Consider the following 26,434-nt stretch of genomic DNA (forward strand, 5'->3'; position numbering starts at 1 on the left):
CGCGCCTGCCTCCAGGCGACCTTTCCCATCGGGCTACTTTGCAACTCCAAACCCGCCGCCTCCCGGCGTTTCGATTATCAGCGCATCGTCCGCGTGCATTTGCACCTCAGCGCAACTGGGCAAGTCTTCGCGGCGGCCGTCTTCGCGATCGACCCAGTTGCGTCCGGTTGCGCCCGGTTCACCGCCGGACAGCCCAAAGGGCGCGACCTGGCGAGAACTGGAGAGAATCGCGGCCGTCATGGGTTCGCGAAACTCGATCTCGCGAATTACGCCGTTGCCACCGCGATGCCGTCCTGCGCCGCCGCTGTCGGGGCGAATCTCGAACCGACGCAGCAGCACTGGAAACCGCCATTCCAGCACTTCCGGGTCGGTGAGGCGCGAATTGGTCATGTGGGTTTGCACTGCATCGGTGCCGTCGAAATCGGGGCCTGCGCCGGAGCCACCACAGATGGTTTCGTAATACTGGTACTTTTCATTTCCAAAGGTGAGATTGTTCATTGTGCCCTGGCTAGCAGCGAGGACACCCAGCGCACCGTAGAGACTGTTGGCGATCGCCTGCGACGTTTCCACATTTCCTGCCACCACTGCGGCAGGGTATTTGGGATTTAGCAAGCAGCCCTCCGGCACGATGATTTCCAGAGGTTTCAGGCAGCCTGCATTGAGCGGAATCTCGGCATCGACCAGCGTGCGAAATACATACAGCACGACGGCTTTGCAGATGGCCAGCGGCGCGTTGAAGTTATTTTCCTGCTGAGGCGAGGTGCCTGTAAAGTCAATGCAAGCGGAGCGTTCTTGAGGATTAAGGGCGATCGCCACTTGAATGTGCGCGCCATCATCCAGCAGGTAGGTAAACTGACGGTTCAACACGCTTGCGTCGCTGTTCGGCTGAACCTGCCGACTTAGGTTCACAATTACCTGTCGAACAGATTCCTCGGCGTTGTCTTGAACATGCTGCATATAATCCTGCACGATATCTAACCCGTAGTGGGCAACCATGCGGTGAAGTTCCCGCACGCCGCGCTCATTGGCGGCCACCTGCGCCTGCAAATCTGCCAAATTTTGCGCTAGATTTCGGACTGGATAAGATCCGGTCGTCAGGATTTCTGATATCTCTGCTTCACGAAATTGTCCGTTTTCCACCAGCAACACGTTATCCAGCAGCACGCCTTCTTGCTCAATGCGGGTGCTGTTGGGCGGCATAGAGCCGGGCGTGATGCCGCCGATGTCGGCGTGGTGGCCGCGAGAGGCAACGTAGAAGAGGGGAGTCGAGGAAGCGGCTTCTGCATTCGGGTTCATCGACTGAAACACAGGCGTAATCACCGTGATATCGGGCAAATGCGTGCCGCCGTTGTAGGGATTGTTGGACACGTACACATCACCGGGTTTAATCGTCTGGCCCTTGGCGGTAATCAGGGCGCGGACGTTTTCGCTCATGGAGCCGAGGTGAACTGGGATATGGGGCGCGTTGGCGACGAGCTGACCCTGTTGATCAAAGATGGCGCAGGAAAAATCTAATCGCTCCTTGATGTTGACCGAGTAGCTGGTGTTTTGCAGAGTAATTCCCATCTCTTCGGCGATCGCCATAAACAAGTTATTGAAGATTTCCAGCATTACCGGATCAGGCGAGCCAGAGGCAGAATGGGTTGCGAGAGGGAAATCGGCTACAGACTCTTCTTGCGTCCTGCTGTCGTTATCTTTCTTGAGAATTAGCATTCCACCAGACGTGAGTTCTGCAATCCATCCAGGCTCAACGACATTCGTGCTGGTAGGTTCGATGATTAGGGCTGGGCCCATCAGGCGATCGCCCTCTTGCAGGTCTTGCCGCTGATAGACGGGCGTGTTGTAGGTTGTGCCGCCTGTGTGCATGGAAACAGTGGCGATCGCGGTTATGTTTTGAGCAAAATCTGTCTTGAGGTCATTCACTTCGTCTGGTTTTGACGGTTCTACCCTTGTAATCTCAGAAGCGTGAATTGCTTCTACGGAAACAGCCTCAACGATTAGCGGTTTGTGTTCCATTGTGAATCCATAGCGCTGTCGATAGAGCCGTGAAAATGTATCTCGCATATCGTTGAGACTGGCGTATTCGACAATCAGCGCAGAATCCGTTCCTTCGTACCGCAGGTGAACCTTAGGACGAATCTCCACCTGCGCGTCTGTGTGCAGGGGGGTGTCTGATTCGGCGGCGATGCCCTGCTGCTGGAGATCTCGGCGGGCGGCGATCGCCAATTCCTGCAACACGCGCTCTATCTCTGGTCGCTGGGCATCCGTGAGGGGGGCTTCTATCGCCTGCTCGCGAATCGTCGTCACGTCTGCCAGCCCAATGCCGTAGGCCGAGAGAACGCCCGCATAGGGGTGCAGAAAAATTTGCGAGATGCCCAGCGATTCGGCGATCCGGCAGGCGTGCTGCCCACCTGCGCCGCCAAAGCAGCAGAGGGTGTATTCTGTGATGTCGTAACCGCGCTGAATGGAGATTTTTTTGATGGCGCTGGCCATTTTTTCGATGGCGATCGCCAGAAATCCTTCAGCCACCTGTTCGGGCGATTCGCGAAGCGATCCCTTCGGGAATCGCGCGTTGCCAGTATGGGTTCCAATCTCCGCCGCCAGTGCCGTGAATTTCTCCCGCACCACGGCGGCATCTAGCGGCAGATTTCCCTCTGGGCCAAAGACCGCTGGAAAAAACTGCGGCTGAATCTTACCCAACATCACGTTGCAATCGGTCACCGTCAGCGGGCCGCCCTTGCGATAGCAGGCGGGGCCAGGATGCGCCCCCGCAGAATCCGGCCCCACGCGATATCGCGCCCCATCGAACTGGCAGATCGAGCCACCGCCCGCAGCTACGGTATGAATTGCCATCATCGGGGCCCGCAGCCGCACGCCCGCCACCTCGGTTTCAAAGGTGCGTTCATACTCACCGCTAAAGTGCGACACGTCCGTAGAGGTGCCTCCCATGTCAAAGCCAATGATCTTGCTAAAACCCGCTTGCTGGCTGGTTTTGACCGCACCCACAATGCCGCCTGCCGGGCCGGATAAGATACTGTCTTTCCCCTGAAACAGCGCTGCATCGGTCAGTCCACCATTGGACTGCATAAAAAACAGCTTCGGTCGATCTGAATTACCAGAACCCGACGTAACGCCCAACTCGGCGGCCACTCGATCCACATAGTGCCGCAAAATTGGAGATAAATAGGCATCCACAACCGTTGTGTCGCCCCGGCTCATCAGCTTCATCAGCGGGCTGACCTGGTGAGAAACCGAGACCTGCGTAAAGCCGATTTGTCGCGCCAGTTCCGCCGCCTGCCGCTCGTGGTCGGGATAGCGATAGCCGTGCAAGAACACAATCGCGCAACTGCGGATGCCCGCTGCATAGGCATCTTGCAACTCTTCCACTAGCTCCGTTTCCATCGGACGGAACGAAATGAGTACCTCACCTTGGGCGCTGAGGCGTTCGTCTACCTCGATGACGCGCTCATAGAGCATTTCAGGTAAGATAATTTGTCGTGCAAAAATGTTGGGACGGTTTTGGTAGCCAATTCGCAGGGCATCTCGAAAGCCTTTGGTGATGAGCAGGAGTGTGCGATCGCCCTTCCGCTCTAGCAGCGCATTTGTTGCCACCGTCGTCCCCATTTTCACCGTCGCAATCTGCCCAGCAGGAATCGGCGTATCCGGCGACAAGCTCAGTAAATCGCGAATTCCCTGAATCGGTGCATCGGCGTAGCGCTCTGGATTCTCTGACAGCAGTTTATGCACGACAAGCTGCCCGTCGGGCCGCCGCGCCACAATGTCGGTAAACGTACCGCCCCGATCAATCCAAAATTGCCAGCCTTGTGTCATGATGTCGTACTCCTTCTGGTAATCGATTCAAACTTACTGTGCCAAGCCAATCGCATCTTACTTGGTAAGATGAAGCCAAGATGAATAAAAAATTGCAAGCTGCTCTTAACATCGTCTCACCTAGCTCGCTGCCAGTTATGAAAATCGTGGCTTTATGAGCCAAGGCTTTGGCGTGAAATCTTCCTACGGTGAGGGTTGTAATCTTCTTTACTGTTTCGCCACGAAGGCATGACGCTATTGCCCTCCAGTAGTCATTGGCGGATTCCTTTAGTAGACTATCAATACTGATAAACTTCAGTTAGATCTCCATCCGTCTGGGAATTCTGAGATAGTCGCTTTTTCCAATCAATCGTTTTATGGCCTCTGCCTCCGACAGCGAACCCACCCTCAGAGACTTGTCTAACAAGCTGGATCGGCTTTCCAGCGACGTTGAAACATTTTCAGGTGATCTGAAAAAGTTCGATGAGCGCTTTGCGGATTATCGTCAGGCGACGCAGTGGGTCGTTCAGCTTGCCTTCACGCTGATTGCCAGTGCGACGCTCACAGTCATTATTACTTCAGTGTTGCGGAGGTAAAGCCTGCGAATCTCTGCCTAAGCGCCCATCCCAGAATAATGCCGCAGTCCCCGCCGCCACAGCCAGCGGTTCAGCCAAAAGAACAGCACAATCCACGCCAGGGTAATTAGGAATCCATGCAGTCGATTTCCTGGCAGCCCCACAAAGATGCTAGCCGGAAAGTAAACCAGGTAAGGCAGCGGTGTCCATTCAACAATCTGCCGGGCCAGCGGGGGAAAGACTTCCAAAGGTGCAACCACACCCGAAAAGAAAAGGTAAATTAAAAACCAGATCTGCTCAATCGCGCTGGCTTTCTCAATCCAAAACGCCAGCATGGACACCGTGTACTGCATCACGTAGCGCAGCACAAACGCCAGCGCCGTCGCCAAAGCACCCAGCAAAAAATCGCCCACGCTCGGCAGCCAGAATGCCTGGGGATAGAGCCAGAAAAACAGCTCCACCAGCACAAAGGCAAAGGGCACGCGGGCAAATCGTTCGCCCAGGTGTGATGCAAAATAATGCCAACCCGGATCGAGCGGTTGCAGCAGCCGCGACGACAGTTTTCCCTCCACCACGTCCCGCTCGAAATCCCACACGACCCAAACAATGGTGAACTGGCGCACCAAAAACACCGCCAAAAAATATCGCGCAAACTCCACAGGCGACAGCCCAAACTGCCCGCCCTGCGAGGCCTCCATCCACACACCCATGAGAATCAGCGGCAGACTACCCGCCAGCACCCAGAGGATTAGCTCGGCGCGATATTCCACCATGTAGGCATAGTAGACGGACAGGAGCGTGCGAGCGGTGCGGAGCATGGGCAGTCACAGAATTAGGGGCTTGGCGAATCTGGTTGCGCTGGGCTAGAACGGGGAAGGACTGTAATGGTCTGGACGTAGGTCGGGGCAGATTCCGGGTTCAAGGAAGAAATGCCGTCTGCCACCAGCCAACACTCCAGTTGATAGACCCCCGGTTCGGCTGGAAAGGCAGCCTGTCCGATGGCAATGGTTGCCCCACCGGGCTGCGTTCGACCAGAGACAAAAAGTTGATTGCCAATTCGGGGCGTTTTGTCTTTGCCCTTTGCATCATAGAATCTCAGTCGGATTTTCGCTTCCCCCATTTTTTCGATGCCCGTTTGATAGCCAAACCAGGGCGATGTCCCCGTATTGCGGAGGGCAAGTTTCAAAAGTCTTCGCTGACCCGAGCGAACCCTGGGGCGATCGCCCACAGGCACTTCATCTCCATCCAGCTCGATCCAGTGCAGGCTTTCTGCCGTGCCTTGAAATCCTGCTAGATAGGTTTTTCGATCCCGAATCGGTTTGTTGAACTTGGCAAGCAAATTTCTGGTGTGGCGCTCGATTTTACTATCTTGCAACGCCCACAATCGTCCATTGCGCTCTGTGGCGGGCATTGGGCTGGCTTTCCAGTTTGTTTGAGTGAATGCCCCAATGGTTTGAATGAGGGTTGAAAGAATCAGGCTGATGAGAAACAGCGCCAAGACAAATCGTGCGCCCTGCCAGTTGCGCCTCAGCTTGGGGGCGAGATCTGCCAAAAAGTAAGCGATCAAAAAACAAGAAATGGGCAACGTGTCTGCTAAGAAGCGCGGCCCAAAAGAGTCGTTTCCACCCAGCCAAATTAAGTAGAAGCTATATTGCAAGTAAAGCAGGAAAACGCTGACCATCAGGCACAAAAGCAGCCATTCATCCCGACGGTTTTCCCGCTTCCACCTTTGCAGCAGGCGATAAGCTCCCGGAATTGCAAACAGCAGCACGGGCGAGAAGACCAGAATCCCGTTACTAGGGCTGAGCAGCAGTCCTAGAGACCCTCTTCTAAATTGCTCGAACGTCCAAGAATAGGAAGACGGGTGCTTCTCGATGTATGAAATATATCCACCAACGATCAGGTTGCCCCAGCCAAAATAGTAGAGGTTCCAGCCTAAGTGAAACAATACGCTCGGTAATCCTAGCAAAAAGAAGACAGCTTCTTTGCGATAGGCAATAACTACGTACAGAAAAATAACGGCTGAAAACAAAGCGCTGGTGATTCGAGCGCTAGGTAGAATGCCGCAAAAAAATCCTGCCAAAAACAGCAGCAGCCTGCGGTTTTTTCCCTCACCATGCTCTACTTTGAGCAAACACAGCAGAATCCCCGAAAGCAGCAAGTTAGAAATGGTGTGCTGGCGCAAATCCTGTGAGCAAATGGGCCAGATTCCGGTGGCAAAGGCAAATACAAAGGTAGAAACTGCTGCCACGCTGGGACTGAATTTGAGGCGGGTGCTGAGATAAAAGAAAACAACCGTCAAAGCAGTGGAAATGGTCGCGGCAAACTTGCTAAATCCCTGCCGATACGCTGCAAAGTCTTCGCTAGCAACGTCAGGAAACCCGGCTGGAAAAAGGTTGAAAACGCCGCCCGTGATTCCGTCCAAAAAAGCAGCCAGCTTGAGCGCAAAATAATAGAGAACGGCGAGGGGAAACGTGACCAGTGCTGACCCAATGGGAAACCGAGAAGATAAATGACCCGTTGATGACTCTACAAAGTAAAACGGGATGCCGCCGCCGCGATATAGATAGCCATCTCGAAACGCATCAAAGTTTAGGCTGTGGTTTTGCAGCCAGTTGAATCCCAAAAGCGTGTTGGTCACGTTGTCGCTGGAGTTCAAATCCACGCGGCCATTCATGGTGTAGACAAATACGCAGGCCCAGAAGATTGCCAGACTGGTTGCTGCAACCGGACGCTGTGCAGCGGCCTGTCGGAGGCGATCGCCCACCGTCATCGACTTCATGACCAGACGCTCGACCAAGGACACTTGCACTTCCTTCCTGACCAGATCGCAACACCGAGAGATCCAAACCAAAAATTTAAGTTCAGATTAGCCCAATCTCATACAAGCCAACATTCTAGCGGTACGGGAGCCGTCCCGTTAAGCCGATGCGCCGTCGCCCGTATTGTCCAGACCGCCGCTTTGAAACACGCGCCCAATCACCGCTTCGACGGGCGGATCGGTGACCGTGAGATCGGCAATGTCTAGCTCCGCCAGCAGCCGCGAGAGGAACTGAGTCAGCGCTTCCTGGGGCACGATGAAATGGGCTACGCGGCCCTCGATCGCCTTCAGGTGTCCGAAGCGTTCTAGAACCTGGGGCTGTGGGTCTTGCCCCAATTCCACCGTCACCTCGCGGCAGGGGGAAAACTGCTCCAGCAGTCCGTCCAGGCTGCCGTCGTAGATCAGCTTGCCTTGATGAATCATCAGCACGCGGCGACAGAGGGCAGTGATGTCGGCCATGTAATGGCTGGTCAGCAGCACAGTGGCCTGAAACTGCTGGTTGTATTTCCGCAAAAAGTCGCGCACGCTGCTCTGGGCATTCACATCCAGCCCCAGCGTCGGCTCGTCCAGAAATAGCACCTTGGGCTGGTGAATCAGCGCCGCCAGCAGTTCCGCCTTCATCCGTTCCCCCAGGGAGAGCTTGCGGACGGGCTGGGTTAACTGGCGATCCAGCGATAGCATCTCGCTCAGTTCTCCCAGGCGGCGGCGAAATTCTGCTTCGGGGATGCCGTAGACGGCGGCGTTGATCCGCAGCGAGTCCAGCGTGGGCAAATCCCAGATTAACTGCTGCTTTTGCCCCATGACCAGCGTAATTTTTTGCAAAAAGCCCGCTTCGCGCCGATAGGGGACGTGCCCCGCCACCGAGATGCGCCCGCTGGAGGGATGGATTAGCCCAGTCAGCATCTTTAACGTGGTGGTTTTGCCTGCGCCGTTGGGGCCGAGGAACCCGACAAATTCGCCCGGTTCAATCGAAAAGGACACGTCCTGAACGGCGGGGATGTTGCGGTAGGTGCGCCGAAAGAAGTGGGTCAGCGTGCCCTTGAGTCCTGGCTCTTTGACCGCGACGGGGTAGAACTTGCTGAGGCGATCGACGGTGATGATAGACATAGGGTGGGACGGGGAGTGGGCAAAGCGGCGGGGAGTCGCGCAAGCTGTTCAAGCAAATGATGGATGGTGCGTCGGTGGCTTCTCTCTACAATACAGGCTCGATAATACAAGCTTGATTTGGCATCGGGGGCTGTGGGCGAGATTGCAGAGTGACGGACGGTTTTTGGGGAAGGCGCTAGGGCCGCGGTTTTTCAGAGTGGGTTGGAAAAGTGGTGGGGGCGAGGTTACTGTGGAGGCGAGTTCATCTTTCGTTACTCGTTACCCGACCTTTGAGGAACTTCCTGCCATGTCTCGACCTGTTCTATACGTTGCGGTTACGAATCACGGGTTTGGGCATGTGACGCGGACGGCGGCCGTGGTGGCAGAGATTCAGCGGCGCAGCCCGGAGATTTTGCCCATCATGGTGACGACGGCTCCGCGCTGGCTGCTGGATTCTTACCTGGAGGGCGAGTTTTTGCATCGCCCCAGAGCTTTTGACGTGGGTGTGGTTCAGCCCGACAGCCTGACGATGGACTTGCCCGCCACGCTGGCCAAGCTGAAGGAAATCCGCGATCGCGCTTCATCCATCATCGCCAGCGAGGTCAGTTTCATTCGCCAAAATCGCGTGGGGCTGGTGCTGGGCGATATTCCCCCGCTGGCCGCGCCGATCGCCCGTGCCGCTGGCGTGCCCTGCTGGATGGGCAGCAATTTTGGTTGGGACTATATCTATCGCGCCTGGGGCGGCGAGTTTGCGGCTATTGCCGACTGGATTGGCGAGTGCTTTGCCCAGTGCGATCGCCTGTTTCGGATGCCGTTTCATGAACCCATGAGCGCGTTTCCCGTCGTGCAGGAGGTCGGCCTCACCGGCGGCAGCCCCCGCCATAACCCAGACGACCTGCGGAGCAAGTTCAACCTGACTGCGCCAAAAGAGAAGACGGCGCTGCTCACCTTTGGCGGGCTGGGGCTGGCAGACATTCCGTATCACAACCTGACGCGCTTCCCCGACTGGCAGTTCATCACCACCGACAAGCACGCTCCTGACCTGCCCAACCTGGTGAACGTGGGCGGCACTGCCTTTCGCCCGGTGGACTTTATGCCGCTGTGTGGGCGCGTCGTGTCGAAACCAGGCTATGGGACTTTTTCGGAAGCCTGCCGCCTGGATGTGCCGATTGTCAGCCTCACCCGCGACGACTTTGCCGAAGCGGCCTGCCTGCTGGCGGGGATTCGTCGCCACTGCGTTCACAGCATCATCACCCCCGCCGAATTTACCGAAGGCGATTGGGACTTTTTGCGAGCGCCGCTGCACCCGCCAGAAACCGACCTGCCGCTGGACAAGACCGGCAATGAGGCGATCGCCCAAGCAGTCATAGACTATTTGGGGGGCTAGTTGGGGAAGGCAGGAGCCGTTGGATAATGGAGAACAGGGAGATAACTTCGGGCGATCGCCGATCTCCCGGTTGCCGAATCTTGCTGAATCTTGCTGAAGCTCTGCAATTCCCCTCTACTTCCCATGCATACCCTGCCCCCCGGCACTTTTGGACTCCCCTTTCTCGGCGAGACGCTCAACTTCTTTACCGATCCCAACTTTGCCCAAAAGCGCCATGAACAGTATGGCGACCTGTTCAAAACGCGCCTGTTGGGGAAGCCGACGATTTTTATGCGGGGCGTGGAAGCGAATCAGTTTGTGCTGAGCAACGAAAACACGTACTTTAGCGTGGACTGGCCGCCCAGCACCAAGGCGCTGCTGGGGAAACTGTCTCTGGCGCTGCAAACCGGGCACGAGCACCAGTCTCGCCGCAGGCTGCTGGCTCAGGCTTTTATGCCGCGAGCGTTGTCGGGCTATATCAGCACAATGGAAGCCATCACGCAGCGCTATACCCAGCGCTGGCAGCAGCAGGGCCAGCTAACGTGGTATCCCGAACTGCGAAACTACACGCTGGATATTGCCTGCAAGCTGTTGGTGGGGCTGGACAAGGGTTCCCAAACTCGCCTAGGGCACGTTTTTGAAACCTGGTGTCAGGGTTTATTTTCAATTCCGCTCAATGTGCCGTGGACGGCATTTGGCAAGGCCAAGCGGGCGCGGCGGCTGCTATTAGAAGAAATGGAGCAAATTATCCGCGATCGCCAGCAGAGACTCTCTCAGTCCCTCAATTCCTCAGATGGGCCAGAGTCAGACGGGTCAGAGGCTAGCGACGCGCTGGATTTGCTGATTCGCGCCCGCGACGAAGACGGGCAGGGCCTCAGCCTGGAAGAGCTAAAGGATCAAGTCTTGCTGCTGTTGTTTGCAGGGCATGAAACCTTGACCTCGGCGATCGCCTCCTTTTGCCTGCTCACGGCCCAGTCGCCCGACGTGCTAGACAAACTGCGGGCCGAGCAGCGCGGGTTTGACCCAGCCGCGCCGCTGAGCCTCGATTTGCTGAAACAAATGACCTATCTAGAGCAAGTGTTGCGAGAGGTGCTGCGGCGTATTCCCCCGGTCGGCGGCGGCTTTCGCACAGTGCTGCAAGACTGTGCTTATGGTGGCTACACCATCCCCAAAAACTGGAGCGTGCTGTATCAAATTGGGCCGACGCACCAAGATGCATCCCTCTATCCCCAGCCAGAGCAGTTTGACCCAGAGCGATTTAGTGCTGCCCAACTGGGCGATCGCTCGGCCGATCAGCAGCGCTACGGATACGTGCCCTTTGGCGGCGGCATCCGCGAGTGTTTGGGCAAGGAATTTGCTCGGCTAGAAATGAAGATCTTTGCCACCCACCTGCTGCGGCATTGGCAATGGACGCTGCTGCCCGACCAAGACTTGAGCATGGTGATTGTCCCCACGCCCCACCCCCGCGACGGGCTGCGGGTGGCGTTTGTGGCACGGGAGGCAGGCTGATGGCGGCTTCTCCCCCGTTTATCGTCATCAACGGCCAGCAGCAGCTTTCTCTTGCCCAGGCGGTGCGATATTTGCAGGCAGCGGGCAAGCTGGACGAAATGATTGGCGAAATCCTGCGGCAGTTTGTGCTGGATCAGGCATTGGGCGATCGCGCTGCGGGGCAGCCAACCGGGGCAGCGGTGGAGGCGGCGATCGCCCACTTTCGCCAGCAGGCAGATTTGACCGATCCCCTCGCGTTTCAGACTTGGTTGGAGTCTCAAGGGCTGGATGCAGAAGCCCTGCAAACCCAGACCCAGCGAGAACTCCAGCTTCGCCAACTGCGCGATCGCCTGACGGAGCCGCACCTGTCGCAGTATTTCATTGAGCGCAAGCTGGATTTGGATCAGGTTGTGCTGTCGCGGCTGGCGGTGGGCGATCGCGATCTGGCAGAGGAGCTATATCAACAATTGCTAGAGGGCGCAAGTTTCGAGACCCTGGCGCAGGACTATTCCCAAACGGGCGATCGCCTGTTCAATGGAATGCTGGGGCTACTCAGCCGGGGCAGCCTGCCCGATGCCCTCCGCGCTGCCGTGGATGCGGCCACTCCTGGCGATGTGCTGCCGCCGCTGTTTATCGAGCAAGAAAACCTGTGGTGCGTCTTCCGGCTGGATCGCGTCCTGCCTGCCACACTCGACCACCCCGAAGTGCTGGAAACCCTGCGGAATGAGCTATTCGACCAGTGGATCATGCGGCAGCTCGATGGGCTGGATATTGAGGTGTTGGTGGGAGAGTGAGGGGTTTGGATTTTGGATTTTGGGTAGGCGGGCAATCTAAAATCGCCAATCTAAAATCCCCAACCTAAAATCGCCAATCTAAAATCGAGATCGCGATGCAGCTTCATCCCGGCTTCTGTCCTGGTCTTTCTTCGGGCATTCCCAGCGTGGCGATCGCCGCGATGCCCAAAATCGACACCAGCAAGCCTGTTGAACCCAGCGTGGTGCTGCCCAAGGCTAGGATCAGGCTGAGCGCCAGGACAATCCAGCGATTGGGATGGCGAAGCTGGCGAATGGCGTTGACGAGTAAGTAAATAAACAGCGCAGGCAGGGCAAAGGTCAGCCAGCGTTCGGGAATCTGGAGACCAACGACGCAGCCGAGCCAGGTTCCTGCCACCCACGCTCCCCAGCAGCAGCAGTGCATCCCCAAATAATAGGCAAATGGGCGCTGCGGGTCAGACATTTCCAGGGCAAAAACTTCATCCACCAGCCCGTGGCAGAGCAGCCAGCGCTGCCAGGTGGGGAACTGGGCATAGCGATGACGGGCGATCGCCAGGCTCATGGGCACATGGCGCAGGTTCATCACCAGCACGGTGATCCCGATGCTCAGCGCGGCTAGCCCCTGCCGCAAGCCTTCTACGGCCGCAAACTGGGACGCGCCTGCAAAGATCCAGGCCGACATACCCAGGGTCGCTTCCACCGATAGCCGGGCCTGGATGGCGATCGCCCCAAAGCTGACAGCCGTGGGCAAAAATCCGGCTACAATTCCCAGCGCCCGCGTCCCGCCGCGCAAAAACTCTCGCATGTCTGCTTCTCCGGTTGGTTCAGGACTGACGCACTTGCGATAAGTTTTCTGGGTTGTGGAGGATTTTTCGCGGGCGCAGCCCGCGAAAAATCCTCCAACTGCGTAAGTCCTATGGTTGTTCATTGGCTTAACTTTTGGCTTAACAGCGGCAACGGCGGTGGTGTTGCAGGGGGGCGATCGCTAGACTAAGGCCATCAGCAATCAGTTCTCGAACCCCCCGAAACTTATGAGAAATACTCATCCTGACTACAGTTGGCTGTTTCGGTTTGCGGTGCGCGTGTTGAAATACTTTCTTCTAACGCTGTTTGGAATTTTGGTAGCAATTGTGCTGTCAAAGGTTTTAGTGATTGCCCCTCTCCTGCATCTCCTGGTGAGCATTTTGGATGCCGCCCTGTTTAAGACGATGGGGTTGGTCTTTTGCCTGATGGCGATCGCCGTGGTGGTGGAGTCGATTCGCTAGGAGCCGTCTATCGCCCGCTGCACTTTGGCGACCTGCTTGGGCGCGTCTGTTTTTTGGAAGAGGGCGATTGCCGCCTGAAAGCTTTCTTCGCTGCGGTGGGTGTCGCCCATTGCCCGATAGGTCAGCCCTTGCTGGTAGTAGGCTTCGGCCAGGTCATACTTTGCGCCCACGTCCCGCAGGTATTGAATCGAAGCCTGATGTTTTGCAACGGCCTGGTCATAGCGTCCCTCTTCGGTGTCGAGTGCGGCATCTCCATAGAGCGCCTTGGAGGTGGCTTGTCCGTAAGCGCTGCGTTCTCCAAAATCTAGCACGCGATGATAGAGCAGGCGCGACCGCTGAATTTCGCCCAGTTCCCGGTAGGTCAGCCCCAAGAAAAACAGGCGATATTCCGTCACCCAGCTTGGCAATTGGTGATCGCCCAGTTGTTCGACGGCTGTGTAGAGGTCATCTGCAATGTTTCGCGCTGCCTTGCGATTCCCCAGCCGCAGGTGGAGATAGGCAATGTAAAACAAGACCGACCTGCGGTAACGGGCATCGGTCAGCGGTTGGCAAAGCTGCTCGACCTGGCTATGGGCCGCCATGCCCGCTTCGTATTCGCCTAGGGCAATCTGGCAGATGCCAATGGTCAGCAGGGCGTTGATTTCCACCAGCCGCAGCTTGAAGGCCGTATCGTCGTCTGGGGGCGTTTGCAAGACCGATTGGGCGATCGCCCGCGCTTTTTGGCAGCATCTCACCGCCTCGTGGATATTATCAGACGAATAGTAGTAGACCGCGCCCAAAATGCCGTAGAGTCTGGCGCGGCGATAGCTGTCGGGGAGCCGATCCACCACCGCCAGGATCACCTCCTCCGCCTGACTCAGTAGCCCCCGCTTGTAGAGCGATCGCCCCAGCGATTCGTTTGTGCCCCAGCGGTTGGGTCGCTTTTGAATAATCACGTCCGCCGCTGCCTCGTGGTCGCCCCGGTCGATGTAGTGATAGTAGGCTTCCAGCGCCGTTTGCACATCGTCTTGCGTGATGATGGTGGTCACCCGCTCGGTCCAAAATTCTGCGGCGTGGCGGTGGGCCGTGGCATAGTCGGGGGTGCTGGCCAGCCGATCGAGCGCCTGGGCGCGAATCACTGGATGCAGCCAGTAGCGCTCCTGTTCGCACTCCACCAGCGATCGGTCTTGCAGCGCTCGAACCACGCGGCGATGGCGGCTCTCTGGCACGTCCCACAGCAGGCAAAATAGCCCTTCTATCGGCACCGTCGGCACGTCCTGATAGCGATAGCAGCCCATGCGACACAGCAGGTTATAGGCATCGGGCGATAGCTCTTGCAGTCGGTTGAACTGCTGGTTGACCTGGTCTTCTAGCTCGCAATGGCTCAGCAGGTTGGTCTGGTTGACCCGCCAATAGGCCGCCACATCCCCCGCAAAATCTTCGGCGATGCTGCTGCCGATTAGATCCATGCTTTTGGCATTGCCGCCGTGGGCCCGGTGTAGCGCCTGCATCGCAGGGGTATCGACACAGCGCAGCCCGCGATTTTGAAACACCTTTTCCCAGGCGGGCAGGGCTAGCCCCCGCAGCGGATAATGCTGCACCGACACCATATATTCGTGCAGGCGTTCGCGGCTGGTGATCAGCGTTGTAGACTGCACCGACGGGTCGGCCAGCACGTTGAGCAACTCCACATAGCGGCGATGTGGCTCGATAAAGCGTCCGTCCGGGTCGAGGGCGGGTTCCAAGTTGTCGATCAAAATGCCGAGGCGATTCCCGTAGGGATCGCTTTGCGAATCGCCCTGGAGCTTGCGCTTGAGCCGATCCAGCGACACGAAAAACTCGCGGCCCGGTTCTTCGCCCAACTGCCGCAGCTTTTCCTCCAGCAGCGCCTCAACCGGGGCAATGTCCTTGGTGGCCTTGGCAATGGGGAATTCCAGCACTGCGCCAAACTTTTGCTGGAGATAGTTTCGCGCCAGCGTCGTTTTGCCAATGCCCGCCCGCGCCTGGATCACGATAATCTTGAAGCCCCGGCTCAGGAGTCCGTCTAGGTCGGCGATCGCCTCTTCCCGCCCGACGAAGTTGGGATCGGTCGCGGCTTCGTCAGCAACTGCCTGGGCCGATTGGTGGTCGTCGGGTTGCAGCGTCAGCCCAAAGGCGCGAAACAACTGTTCGAGCGATCGCGCATCGACCCCGCGCAGTTGGTCGCGCTGCTGGTCGAGCCAGGGCCGCAGAATGCGAGAAATGGTTTCCGGCGAGAGGTATTCCGCCGTGTGCCCGTTGGGGTTTCCAGGCTCGGTGCAGCGGGCAATTGCCGCGTAGGTGGGGCGATCGCCCGGAAACCGAAGGCACACAGCCTGCCAGATGCGGTCAAATCCCGTTTGGGTTAAGATGCGTCCCCGCTCACGCCGTGATAATACAGCCATGCCTGTAGACAGAATCAGCCATCCAACCGACCAAACGCTTTAGCAAGTGAACCCTTGGTTCACGGAGCCACCCACACCATTGCGTCAATATTCCCATGCTTTTTGGGAAATACTGAAAACTTCTTCCCTGAATCTTTATACTCAGGTTCGACCGTCCCCTATGCTGACTAGCAGCAACCCTTCGTCTCAGAGTCTCTGCCGTTAGCCCCGTTAGCCCCTCTAGATCCTCCCAATCTCCAACGCTTGGTGTTTCTCATGGTGAAGCTGAGCCACGTCGTTCCCTTTGGGCGATCGCTCGCCGAGTATCGCCTGATGTTTAACCTGACCGACCTCGACCTGTCCCGCGACATTTTGGACGCGGGCGGCGGCCCGGCCAGCTTCAACGCCGAGATGCACCAGTTGGGGTATCGGGTCATCTCCATCGACCCGATTTATCAATTCAGCGGCGCGGAAATCGAGCAGCGATTCTACGCCTGCGCCAGCGACATCATTCGCCAGGTGAAAGACACGCCCGATGGCTGGGTATGGGGCTATCACCAGTCGCCGGACGACCTGCTGCGGAACCGCGAAACGGCGCTGCGGCGGTTTTTGGCAGACTATGACCAGGGCAAGGCCGAAGGACGCTATCTCGTAGGCGAGTTGCCCGATCTGCCGCTGAGCGATCGCCCCTACGACCTGATGCTCTGCTCTCACCTGCTGTTTCTCTATTCCAACCATCTCAGCCTGGAGATGCACTGCCGCTCTATCGCCGCCCTGATGGTGCGGGGGCAAGAACTCCGGATCTTTCCGCTGCTGACCCTGGAACGAGTGCGATCGCCCCACCTCGAACCCGTCTGCGAAGTCCTCACCGACTTGGGCTATTACGTGGAAATCGTCCCGGTGTGCTACGAACTGCAAAAAGGCGGCAATGAGATGCTGCGGGTAACACGGCTGGCGGTCTAGTCGGTCGCAAATGATGCGAATGATTGAGAGAGGACTTATGCAGTTGGACTTATGCTGTTGGACAATTTCTCGCGGGCCGCGCCCGCGAGAAATTGTCCAAAATCCAGAGAGCTTATCGCAAGTGCGTCAGTCCTGTGAGAGATGAACGGAGCATCTGTTAGAGATTACAAAGAGACGACAAGCGTCCTGATGACTGATTTCCTTTTTACCTTGAGTGTTTACCTTGAGACAGATTTAGATCCATGCCCGATCCAATCCATCAGTGGTTCTCTACCCAACGCATCACCGATTCTCTGTACCTCATCACCGAGCCGCATTACTACTGGTTTAACCGGGCAAATTTGTGGCTAATTAAGGGGCGCGATCGCGATTTGCTGATCGACACGGGGCTGGGCGTACTCAGCCTGCGGGCCTATCTGGCAGATTTGCTGGACAAGCCGCTGCTGGCGATCGCCTCCCACATTCACTTCGACCACGCTGGGGGAATGCACGAGTTTGACCATCGCGCCATCCATGCGGCCGAGGCCAGCGCCCTGCGGATGGGCGACGACTACGAGGCACTGTGTACGCCGCAGCAGGGCTGGGTGCGGCAGGAGGATTTTTACCAGTTGCCCTACGAGGGCTTTACGGTGACCACCTACAGGCTGCGGGCCTGCGAGCCAACCCAGATTTTGAATGAGGGCGATGTGCTAGATCTGGGCGATCGCGCCCTGGAAGTGCTGCATCTGCCGGGCCACTCTCCGGGCTGCATCGCGCTCTACGACCCCAAAACGCAGGACTTTTTTTCCGGCGACGTGATCTACGACGGTGAACTGCTGGACGATCTGCATTGCAGCCATATCCCCACCTACCTGGCCACCTACGATCGGCTGGCGCGGCTGCCTGTGGAGACAGTCTATCCGGGGCACTACCGGATTTTTGGCAAAGCGGACTATGGGCGCATTGTGGACGAGTATCGGCGATCGCGCCGTAGTCTGGGCTGTCCGGGTGAACGGGTGCAGTCCTACGGCGGCCGGACTTAGCCATTGGCACCCTCGACAAGACCGATGCGTCACCAGGCAAAATCCGTGCTAAAACGGGGCGATAGAAAGGGGCGATGGGCAATTCGCGAAGCGATCCCTTCGAGGATCGCCCTGGCCGCTAGAATGAAATCGTCGATGGGGTCTTTGAACCTGCGGTTACGGTTGGGCCGGGTCGCCGTTTTAGCGGCACGCCTGGATTGAAGGGTCACGCAACGTCTGATGTCTGATTTGCAGCAGAAGCATCCGCCGGGAACGTCGCCGCTGGCACTGTGGTTTCGCGATACCACGGGGCTGACGGAGGAGCGCGTCCAGTTTCGCCTGCGCGGCAATCATCTGCACATTCTCTGTGAGGCGCAGCCCTGCCCCGACCGGGGGGCGATCGTGGGGCGGCTGCTGCCTGCGCTGCGGAAGGTTGACCTGAATACGCTGGTGCCCGCCGGACAGCCGACGATTTATCAAATTTATCTCTACGGTCGGCGACCCGGACAGTCGTTGCCGGACTGGTCGTTTTCGATTGATCTGCACCAGTTGGACTATCAGCTCCAGCAGTTTCTTGGGGAACAACTGCTGGCGGAAGAGTCCCCAGAGTCCTCGTCGCAGCGGGGCGGGCAGTTGGCGACGGTCAGTGCCGGATCTAGGTCTGTTTCAAAGGTTGGCTTTGGTGGGCTGCTGTCGGGCGATTCGCGTAGCGATCTCTCTGGGAATCGCTCGGTCGAAGGCGATGCGGCGCTCTCTGGGTCAACCCTGGGTCTGGCGCGGCAGGGGCATCCGGGGGCGATTCGCGAAGCGACCCCTGCGGGAATCGCCCGCTACCTGAGCGACCACCTCAGCAGCTTTGGCATATCCGTGAGGGCAACCGTCAAGCCGCTGCGCCTCGCCCCAGGGCCCGATCCCGATGCCGCACCGGAACCCCCACCCCAGCGGCTCTGGGTGCTGTGCGAGGCGAATTATTCGCTGGATTCCTCTCTGCTGGCGGAGCCGCTGGCTCAACATTTGCGCGATCTGCGGCTAGAGGGCTTTCGGGATGCGGTGGTGCGGGTGCAGGTGGCGGGCGAAAGCCAGCCTGACTGGATGCTCCAGGTCGATCTGACACCGCCCGATGCCATGCTGCGAGAGTGGGCCCGCTGGGGCGACGTGGGCAGTCTGACGCGCCTGCTCAACCCGGTGCTGGAGATGCTGGAGGGCGAGGTGTCTACCGCAACGCTGCGGGACTCGACGCTGCACCTGTTTTGTAGCCCCCTGCCCCAAAGCAGCCTTGCGCCCCATCCCCCCGACCGAGCGGCAGTGAAAGCGGGCGTGGGGGCTGTGTTGCAATCCATCGCGCCCCAGGGCATCCATGCTGCGACGGTCTACGGCCAGGTATTGCATCAGGAAACGCCGGCCTGGGTGGAATGGCTGGATTTGCCCGCCAGCCAGCAGCCGCACTTGGCAGACTCGACGCTGACCCTGGCCCAGCGGGGCGACTGGGGGGCGATCGCCTTTCTGCTGAATCGTCTGCTCAACCCCGACCTGACGCAGCAGTTGGCGACGGGCGGCATCCGTGTCCAGCTTTTGCCCAAGCCCGATGGCAGCGTATCATCGGATGCACCCACCCACGCCCAGCGCTATCTGCTGCATGTGATGAGCGATGCGCCCGTCTGTCCAGACCAGCGGCGGGTTGGCACGACGGTGGTGCGCTTTCTGCGGGATCTGAATTTGCCGCAACTGGCCGGTGTGCGGGTTTACGGGCGGCGTGCGGGACAAAAGTGGCCGCTGTGGAGCTATGGGGTGGATTTTGCGCCGCGATCGCGCGTGGTGCCAGAGCCAGCGCCAGAATTTGCGGCCACCGATGCCTATGTGGGCGACCTGCTGACTCCTGGCGGCGACCTGATCTTGCGCTCCGACGCAGATCTGCAAACCGTCTGGCAGCGCTGGTGCGATCGCCTCAGCGCGTCGATTCGGCGGGCGTTGGTGAAAACGCACCTGTTTGCTCCCACGGAGGATGCCCCCGCAGACGACTCCTCGGAAGCCTGGCGCTCGGACGGCCGCAGCTATCGGAATGGGGCCCTAGCAGCGGTGTGGGGGGCGGCAGGGCTGCTGTTGGCGGTGCAGGCAGACTGGCATCTGGCGCGACTCTTGCAGCAGCCTGAGCAAACGACCCAGCCGGATCGGTTTGTGGCGGTGGATGAGGTGCCGTCGCTGGCCTTGCCGCCAAGCCGGAACCCCTCGGCGACCGCTGCTGAAGCCGGAGCCGACGACGGGCGATTCCCACCGGGAGCGCTACGCAAATCGCCCAGCCCAGAGCCGCAGACCGAGGGCGATCGCATCTTTGATTTATCAGGCTTTACTCGCAATGAGGAAGCCGAAGGGGAGTCTAGCACCCCCAACCCGTCGCCCTCGCCAGAGGTGCAGATCTCGTCGCGATCGCTGCCCTACACGCCCGTCAGCGCGACCGAGCCGCAGACGGTGGCCGAGGTGCTGGCGGCGGGGCTGCCCTTCCCCACCTTCAATAGTCGCCAGCTCGACGAGAAGCTGATGCTCTACTACGAGCGGCTGCGGCAGACGGGCAACCCGCCCGATGTGCTGATCGTGGGTAGTTCGCGGGCCCTGCGGGGGGTTGACCCGGTGGCGCTCCAGCGGGAACTGGCGACCCTGGGCTATGCCGATGTGTCGGTGTTCAACTTTGGGGTCAACGGCGCAACGGCGCAGGTGGTGGACGCGATTTTGCGGCAGGTGCTAAAGCCCAACCAGTTGCCGAGGCTGATTCTGTGGGCCGACGGGGCGCGGGCCTTCAACAGCGGCGCGGTGGATGTCACCTACAACGGCATTGCGGTGTCGCCTGCCTATCGGGAGCTATTGGCGGGCACGCTGGCGCGACCCCAGGTGCTACCGGAGGATTTTGAAACCCCAGCGGAACCCGCAGAACCGACACCGACCCTCAACACCACGCTGCGCGACAGCTATCAAACCCTCGACCGCTGGCTGAGTCGGCAACTGGGCGATCGCTCGGCGGTGTTTGGTCAGCGCGATCGCCTTAAGGACGCGCTCCAGCAGCGGGTTCGTCCAGAGTCCCCCAGCGCCGTGTCTGCGGCCCCCCCGCCGGGCCGCAGCCCGATGCCCTCGCGGTTGCCCGCCGACTCGGCCGAGTCCCTGGTGGAGGCGGGGCGCGACCTGATCGACTTCGACGGCTTTTTGCCCCTGGCGCTGCGGTTCAACCCCGCCACCTACTACCAGGAGTATGCCCGCGTGCAGGGCCGCTACGATGGCGACTATACGGATTTTCGGATTGAGGGCGTGCAGGCGGCGGCGTTTCAGTCGGTGCTGAGGCTGGCGAGCGATCGCAATATTCCCGTCATTTTCATCAACCTGCCGCTGACGGATGAATACCTCGACCCGGTGCGCCGCCAGCACGAGCAGACCTTCCGCCAATACCTGCTGCGCGAGGATCTGGACAGCCCCAGCCTGGTTTTCCGCGACCTGGGCGAAATCTGGCTGGATCAGTACGACTATTTCTCTGACCCCAGCCACCTGAATCGCTACGGCGCGTTTGCGGTTTCTCGGCGCATTGCCCAAGACCCGATGATTCCCTGGAGCTACGCCAGAGGCAAGTAGCCCAGAAAATTAGCCCAGAAAATTAGCCCAGATATTCGCTAAATTCTTCCGAGAACTTCAATCTCGCCCTGGGGCGTAGCGCGAACGAGGACGGCTTCGCCCTCGCGGGGCACGAGGGTCGTCAGGGCGGTGATGTTGACCTGGTGGGTAACCAGCACGACCACGCCGGGGGTGTTGCGCTGATCCAGAATGACTTTAGTTTGGACTAACTGGCATCACAATAATGCTCAACAGGATGCCATAAAGAATCTGCTCAACCGTTCATAACAGTTGAACTTAAGGAATTGGATACAATCCTGCTCGCAGTTAAGCTGCTGTTGCAACCGGACTGTTCAGGGATTGTTCGGATGTCTTGCGTTTCGAGGCTCGTTTTTTGACCATCGGATAGCAGGGACGAGGAGTTGGCTTGTGCCCCTTGCCTCGTCCTGGCGATTTACCACGAGGTTTAGGCGCAGGAGCAGGGGTGCCAATCGCTGCCAAAATGCCTGCAAACGCTTGTGCGACCCGACCCGGAGTCAACGTTTCTTGCGGTGCCTGCCAGGGCAAGGGGTGGTCAGTACAGTCCTTTCGCGCTAACCACAACTGCCAACTGAGCAACGGCATCAGGCTGCTCCACTGTTCGGTTGCCGATACAGAACTGAACTGGGGATGTGTCCAATATAGCCTCTGCTTGGCAAAGCGATACCAGTGTTCAATGGCAAAGCGACGGAGGTAGTGCAACCACAGGGTTTCTAACGGAGGCATCTGCTCACCCAGCCAAACTAACCACAAAGGAGCCAAGCGTCGCGTGCTGCTCTGTGTCTCCAGCACCTCCACGCGCAACACTTCCATTGCCCGTTTGGGGGATTTGCGGAAATGGTATGCACTCCAACGACTGACCCGCACTCGTCCCCAGTTGGGATCATCGACTTCAACGGTTTCGACCGGGACACTCCAAGTGTCAGGGTCATTGAGTTTCATCTTATGTCCATGCTTGGCAGGTGCGCCTCGCCCTCGATACGCTGGGGGCGCGCCATAGACACATCGATTGGATGTAACCCGCAGCAGCAAGTCTGCCTCAATCCCTGCCGTTTGGTTGACAAAACTGGCATTGCCGTACCCTCGGTCGTAGATCGCCAACGGACGCACCGCTAACTGCCGAGTCACTTGTTTGAGTTGGAATGCCGCTTTACTGGCGGGTGTTTCAAAGCTGGTGATGCGCTCATGCCGCAATGGTAATGCCCAACTGCCCCTGTCTTCAGCAATCCAGGCTAAGGTACTGTAGTTTTGTCCGGCTATCGGGGCATGTCCTGTTCTGCCTGATAAGGTGCGGTCTTTCAAACGCCTGGCAGCAGGACGGTTCCACCGACTCGCATCACCTGCCAACAACGGTTGCTGCTGAGTCGGTATCTGCTGCACCAACAGCTTCAGCACCTTTGATCGGGGTAGGCGGCTATCGCGCAACGCTTCATAGGTGCTCGACCACTGGCGACGAAAGACAGGACTCTGCGATAGCCTCACAAACGACACGATGCACGCACTCACTAACACGGCATCCATCAGATCAAACAGGGCATCTCTGGCGTTTCCCAAGCTGGCATACAACGTTTGGCGAAATTGCTGAAGTTCGTTGAAAATCATGGGGTCAATGTTGGTTGTACTTCATTGACCTTACGGCAGTCGGTGCTTCTCATTGACTGCCTTCCTCTTCACCATTAGTCCAAACTAAAGAGAATGAACTGCTGGAGGGCGCGGGTCTGCTGGGGTTCTGTGGTGCGATCGCCAAAAAATGAGTTCAGCACGGGGAACGGCTCCACCGGGGCCAGATCCATCAGCCGCGCTGTGTCTAGGCTGCGACACCACTGGCTCGACAGCACCCGCGCCACCGGAATCTGCCGCTGCCGAAAGGTCTCACCCAACTGCTGCGACTGCTGCTGCCCCGCTGCGTCCAGGTTGCGCTGGGTCGAGCAATCGTCGATCCGAAAGGCGGGTGGGTCGCCTGTTCCTGGGGCGCGGGCGTGGCGAAACACGCAACGAACCACGCGGTCTCAGTAAGCTGAAATCCAGAGTCGCCTGTTCCTAGGGCGCGGGCGTGGCGAAACAGCACCACGACTCCCGATTCCTGTCGCAGCAGGGCCCACAGTTCCTCGGCAGAGCGGGACGGGGATTGCACCACGAGGGGCGGCGCGGTGGGAGCGGTGGACTGGGCGATGGGACTGGGCGGTGCGGCGCTGGGCAGGGCGCTGGGCAGGGCACTGGGTGCGGGTGAACTGGCCATCGGCCCAGAGGCACAGCCCAATAGGGTGAAGGCGCTCAGCAGGGCGATCGCCCCACTCGTTACGGTCTGAACGCCCGTCGAAAATCGCCTCAGGTCAACCATTGAAATGAAAATGCTCATCCGGTGAAGATATTTAGCTGGCCCGCGGGTTCTCGCAGGCGGGAGCGGCGACTGGCGGTTTTGCTCGGCACCCGCTCGGACGACTCGGCCGGACTGGACTCGCCCCGCAGCCCTACCGCAATGTGGGAATGGCGCTCGATCTGCCCCATCACCTGCCGCGCCCGCTCGATGACCGAAGCTGGCAGCCCCGCCAGCCGACCCGCTTCGATGCCGTAGGACTTGTCTGCGCCGCCGGGCCGCACCTGATGCAAAAAGATAATCTGATCGGGCAGTTCTTTGACGACCACCTGGTAGTTGGCTACGTTAGACAGCAGCGACGCGAGTTCGTTGAGTTCGTGGTAATGGGTGGCAAAGATGGTGCGGGCGCGAATGTCGGTGGCCAGGTGTTCTGCCACAGCCCAGGCAATGGAAAGGCCATCAAAAGTGGCCGTGCCCCGCCCAATTTCGTCCAGCAGGACGAGCGATCGCGGCGTGGCGTGGTTGAGAATGTTGGCCGTCTCGTTCATCTCCACCATAAAGGTGGACTGACCCGTGGCCAGGTCGTCTACTGCACCGACGCGGGTGAAAATGCGATCGCACACTCCCAGGGTTGCCGCCGCCGCAGGCACAAAGCTGCCCACCTGCGCCATCAGTTGAATCAGCCCCACCTGCCGCAGGTAACAGCTTTTGCCACTGGCGTTGGGCCCGGTCAGAATAATCAGGTCTGGGGCGCTGTGGGTAGCCGTGGGGGTAGGCGCAGGCGCGTCGGCGGGCGGGCGCGGTGGGGGAGGGGCGATCGTCCCCCGGCTGCCCCCGGTTCCCCTGTCTGGATCTCCAGACCCTAAGGTTGCCGAATTGGGCACGAAGAACCCGGCGGGCAGGGATTGTTCCACGACGGGATGGCGGCCGTCTACGATCGCAATCTGGCGAGACTCTGTGATGGCTGGGCGGCAATAGTTTTGATAGACCGCCACTTCGGCTAGGGAACAGAGGGCATCTAGGGCGGCGATCGCCCCCGCCACCTGGCGAATCGACTCGGATTGCTCGGCCACCTGAAGCCGCAGTGCCGTGAAGATTTCGTACTCCAGCTTATGGACGGCTTCGCGGGTCAGAAAAATCGCCGATTCCCGCTGCTTCAGTTCTGGCGTGATGTAGCGCTCTTCGTTGGTGAGGGTCTGCTTGCGGATGTAGTCGTCGGGCAGGTCGGCGCTGGCTTTGGCCCGCGAAATGCTGAGGTAGTAGCCAAAAGCTTTGGTGTAGCCCACCTTCAGGGTGGCGATGCCGGTGCGCTGGCGCTCGGTGGTTTCAAGCTCGGCGATCCACTGCTGGTCGGCCTCGATGCTCTGGCGCAGGCGATCGAGCTGGGGATTCACTCCGGGGCGGATCAGGTTGCCCTCGGTTAGGTAGAGGGGCGGCGTTTCGACCAGATGGGCCCGCAGCGTTTGCCCCAGGGTGTCCATCACGGGGGGCACGGTTTGCAGCGCGATCAGAAAGGGCGATCGCCCCACTGCCACCAGATCAGCAATCTCTGGCAGCTTGCCGAGGGAATCTGCCAGGGCCACCAGGTCGCGGGCATTGGCGGTGCCCGATCCGGCCCGCCCCGTCAGCCGCTCTAGGTCGTAGATTTGCTTGAGGACCTGCTGAAGCTGCTGGCGCAGAGTCCCCTGGTCGATCAGTTCTTGAATTGTGTCCTGCCGCGCCTGAATCGCGGATCGATCCAGCAGGGGTTGTAGCAGCCAGCGCCGCAGCGCCCGCCCGCCCATAGCCGTCACTGTGCGGTCCAGGGCCCACAGCAGGGAGCCGTGAAACGTGCCGTCGCGCTGGGTTTGGGTAATTTCCAGGTTGCGGCGGGTCTGGTGGTCGATCACCAGAAAATCGCTGAGGGTGTAGGTGTAGAGGGGCTGGAGGGGAATGCGGGTGGGGTAGGCGTGAGCTGCGGGCGGGGCGGGGGACGGGGCAGCGTTAGCTTCGGTGGGGACGGCTTCGAGCTGGCGCTCAGAGGTTTCTTCCAGGTATTGCAGCAGCCCGCCCGCCGCCCGCACCGCTAGGGGCAAATGTTCACAGCCCATGCCCTCTAGCGATCGCACGCGGAAGCGCTCCAGCAGGCGTTGGCGGGCCTCGGCTGCCTGAAACGGGGCCTGGGGCCGCAGCGTATAGCAAAACTGGGGCGGCAGTGCCTCTGGTAGGGCGGCGGCTCGGCGCGGATCGGGGATGCCGGCGCGGGGATCGGGGCGCAGAAGCCCCACCAGATCGGGGGCGTTGGTGGGCAGCAGAATTTCGGAGGGCTGGAGCCGCAGAATCTCCTGGGTCAGCCGGTCCAGCCCGCTGGCCTGGGTGGTGAGGAACTCGCCCGTCGATACATCGGCGATCGCCAGCCCCCAGTGCGTCCCAGCTATCACCACCGCTGCCAGGTAGTTGTTGCGGCGGGCGTTCAGCATTCCTTCCTCCAGCACCGTGCCGGGGGTAATCACCCGCGTTACCTGGCGCTGCACCAGCCGCCCTTGGGCATCGGCGGCATCTTCGGTCTGGTCGCAAATGGCGACGGCGTAGCCCCGCTCCACCAGTTGGGCACAGTAGCGCTCCATGGCGTGGTGGGGCACACCCGCCAGCGGCACTCGCCCCACGGTCTTGCCTGCGTCTTTGCTAGTCAGCACCAGCTCTAGCTCCTGGGCGATGGTGATGGCATCCTGAAAAAACGTCTCAAAGAAATCGCCCACCCGATACAGCAGCAGCGCCTGGGGATATTCGTCTTTCAGATCGGCGTAGTGCCGCATCATCGGCGTGAGCGCGTCGCGGTCTACCGAGCGGTGGTCGGTATAGCGCACCGTCTGCTTGATGAGCCGGTCTGGCAGGTCTCCTAGCCGTTGAGGTTCCGGCGCGTTGGGGGCAGGGGGCAGGTCGGTCATAGGCAGCGGCGGTAGGGAGCAGCGATGGGGG

At 59.2% G+C, this 26,434-nt stretch carries 19 protein-coding genes; 9 read left to right on the forward strand and 10 right to left on the reverse strand.

The features are described from left to right. Positions 1–33: 33 nt before the first annotated feature. Positions 34–3,831 (reverse strand): hydantoinase B/oxoprolinase family protein, encoded by a 3,798-nt coding sequence (locus HPC62_RS02010; protein WP_172353525.1) that lies wholly within the window; start codon positions 3,829–3,831, stop codon positions 34–36. 356 nt (positions 3,832–4,187) lie between these two features. Between HPC62_RS02010 and HPC62_RS02015 the strand changes: the two genes are divergently transcribed. Further along, complete coding sequence (locus HPC62_RS02015; protein ID WP_172353526.1) at positions 4,188–4,406, forward strand: hypothetical protein; 219 nt, start codon at positions 4,188–4,190, stop codon at positions 4,404–4,406. Between the two features lie 17 nt (positions 4,407–4,423). On the opposite strand, the gene HPC62_RS02020 is transcribed toward HPC62_RS02015, so the two are convergent. From HPC62_RS02020 to HPC62_RS02030, 3 genes are all read right to left on the reverse strand, one after another. Then, the gene (locus HPC62_RS02020; protein ID WP_172353527.1) at positions 4,424–5,203 is read right to left on the reverse strand and encodes an ABC transporter permease; all 780 of its coding nucleotides are present in this window, start codon (positions 5,201–5,203) and stop codon (positions 4,424–4,426) included. Between the two features lie 14 nt (positions 5,204–5,217). Continuing rightward, positions 5,218–7,191: a hypothetical protein gene (locus HPC62_RS02025; RefSeq protein WP_172353528.1), complete on the reverse strand. Its 1,974-nt coding sequence runs from the start codon at positions 7,189–7,191 to the stop codon at positions 5,218–5,220. A gap of 114 nt (positions 7,192–7,305) precedes the next feature. Then, complete coding sequence (locus tag HPC62_RS02030; RefSeq protein ID WP_172353529.1) at positions 7,306–8,313, reverse strand: ABC transporter ATP-binding protein; 1,008 nt, start codon at positions 8,311–8,313, stop codon at positions 7,306–7,308. 286 nt (positions 8,314–8,599) lie between these two features. On the opposite strand from HPC62_RS02030, the gene HPC62_RS02035 reads away from it, so the two are divergent. From HPC62_RS02035 to HPC62_RS02045, 3 genes are all read left to right on the forward strand, one after another. Then, complete coding sequence (locus HPC62_RS02035; protein WP_172353530.1) at positions 8,600–9,679, forward strand: glycosyl transferase; 1,080 nt, start codon at positions 8,600–8,602, stop codon at positions 9,677–9,679. A 123-nt stretch (positions 9,680–9,802) separates the two neighbouring features. After that, entirely contained in the window at positions 9,803–11,167 is a 1,365-nt protein-coding gene (locus HPC62_RS02040) for a cytochrome P450 (RefSeq protein WP_172353531.1), read from the forward strand. Continuing rightward, positions 11,167–11,940, forward strand: coding sequence for a foldase protein PrsA (locus HPC62_RS02045; protein ID WP_172353532.1), 774 nt, complete (start codon positions 11,167–11,169; stop codon positions 11,938–11,940). The genes HPC62_RS02040 and HPC62_RS02045 overlap by 1 nt, the downstream gene beginning before the upstream one ends. A gap of 103 nt (positions 11,941–12,043) precedes the next feature. On the opposite strand, the gene HPC62_RS02050 is transcribed toward HPC62_RS02045, so the two are convergent. Then, complete coding sequence (locus tag HPC62_RS02050) at positions 12,044–12,724, reverse strand: AzlC family ABC transporter permease (protein ID WP_172353533.1); 681 nt, start codon at positions 12,722–12,724, stop codon at positions 12,044–12,046. Between the two features lie 226 nt (positions 12,725–12,950). Between HPC62_RS02050 and HPC62_RS02055 the strand changes: the two genes are divergently transcribed. After that, positions 12,951–13,184 carry a hypothetical protein gene (locus HPC62_RS02055; RefSeq protein WP_068510836.1) on the forward strand — a complete coding sequence of 78 codons (234 nt, stop codon included), beginning with the start codon at positions 12,951–12,953 and terminating at the stop codon, positions 13,182–13,184. On the opposite strand, the gene HPC62_RS02060 is transcribed toward HPC62_RS02055, so the two are convergent. After that, complete coding sequence (locus tag HPC62_RS02060; RefSeq protein WP_172353534.1) at positions 13,181–15,586, reverse strand: tetratricopeptide repeat protein; 2,406 nt, start codon at positions 15,584–15,586, stop codon at positions 13,181–13,183. The genes HPC62_RS02055 and HPC62_RS02060 overlap by 4 nt on opposite strands. Before the next feature lie 255 nt (positions 15,587–15,841). Here HPC62_RS02060 and HPC62_RS02065 point away from each other — a divergent pair, with 255 nt between their 5' ends. Together HPC62_RS02065 and HPC62_RS02070 are read left to right on the forward strand one after the other, a co-directional pair. Beyond that, entirely contained in the window at positions 15,842–16,528 is a 687-nt protein-coding gene (locus tag HPC62_RS02065) for an SAM-dependent methyltransferase (RefSeq protein WP_172353535.1), read from the forward strand. Between the two features lie 242 nt (positions 16,529–16,770). Then, a complete protein-coding gene (locus HPC62_RS02070; RefSeq protein ID WP_172353536.1) occupies positions 16,771–17,550 on the forward strand; it encodes an MBL fold metallo-hydrolase in 780 nt (259 codons plus the stop codon). 29 nt (positions 17,551–17,579) lie between these two features. Here the strand turns inward: HPC62_RS02070 and HPC62_RS02075 are convergent, their stop codons facing one another. After that, positions 17,580–17,759 carry a hypothetical protein gene (locus HPC62_RS02075; RefSeq protein WP_172353537.1) on the reverse strand — a complete coding sequence of 60 codons (180 nt, stop codon included), beginning with the start codon at positions 17,757–17,759 and terminating at the stop codon, positions 17,580–17,582. A 10-nt stretch (positions 17,760–17,769) separates the two neighbouring features. On the opposite strand from HPC62_RS02075, the gene HPC62_RS02080 reads away from it, so the two are divergent. Further along, positions 17,770–21,141 carry a DUF1574 domain-containing protein gene (locus HPC62_RS02080; protein ID WP_172353538.1) on the forward strand — a complete coding sequence of 1,124 codons (3,372 nt, stop codon included), beginning with the start codon at positions 17,770–17,772 and terminating at the stop codon, positions 21,139–21,141. A 306-nt stretch (positions 21,142–21,447) separates the two neighbouring features. On the opposite strand, the gene HPC62_RS02085 is transcribed toward HPC62_RS02080, so the two are convergent. After that, a complete protein-coding gene (locus HPC62_RS02085; RefSeq protein ID WP_172353244.1) occupies positions 21,448–22,761 on the reverse strand; it encodes an NF041680 family putative transposase in 1,314 nt (437 codons plus the stop codon). Positions 22,762–22,835: 74 nt separating this feature from the next. Next, complete coding sequence (locus HPC62_RS02090; RefSeq protein WP_172353539.1) at positions 22,836–23,162, reverse strand: histidine phosphatase family protein; 327 nt, start codon at positions 23,160–23,162, stop codon at positions 22,836–22,838. Between the two features lie 147 nt (positions 23,163–23,309). On the opposite strand from HPC62_RS02090, the gene HPC62_RS02095 reads away from it, so the two are divergent. Then, positions 23,310–23,468: a hypothetical protein gene (locus HPC62_RS02095; protein WP_172353540.1), complete on the forward strand. Its 159-nt coding sequence runs from the start codon at positions 23,310–23,312 to the stop codon at positions 23,466–23,468. Positions 23,469–23,514: 46 nt separating this feature from the next. On the opposite strand, the gene mutS is transcribed toward HPC62_RS02095, so the two are convergent. Further along, positions 23,515–26,403: a DNA mismatch repair protein MutS gene (gene mutS, locus HPC62_RS02100; protein ID WP_172353541.1), complete on the reverse strand. Its 2,889-nt coding sequence runs from the start codon at positions 26,401–26,403 to the stop codon at positions 23,515–23,517. Positions 26,404–26,434: the final 31 nt, after the last annotated feature.

It is taken from the genome of Thermoleptolyngbya sichuanensis A183, assembly GCF_013177315.1.
GTDB lineage: Bacteria > Cyanobacteriota > Cyanobacteriia > Elainellales > Elainellaceae > Thermoleptolyngbya > Thermoleptolyngbya sichuanensis.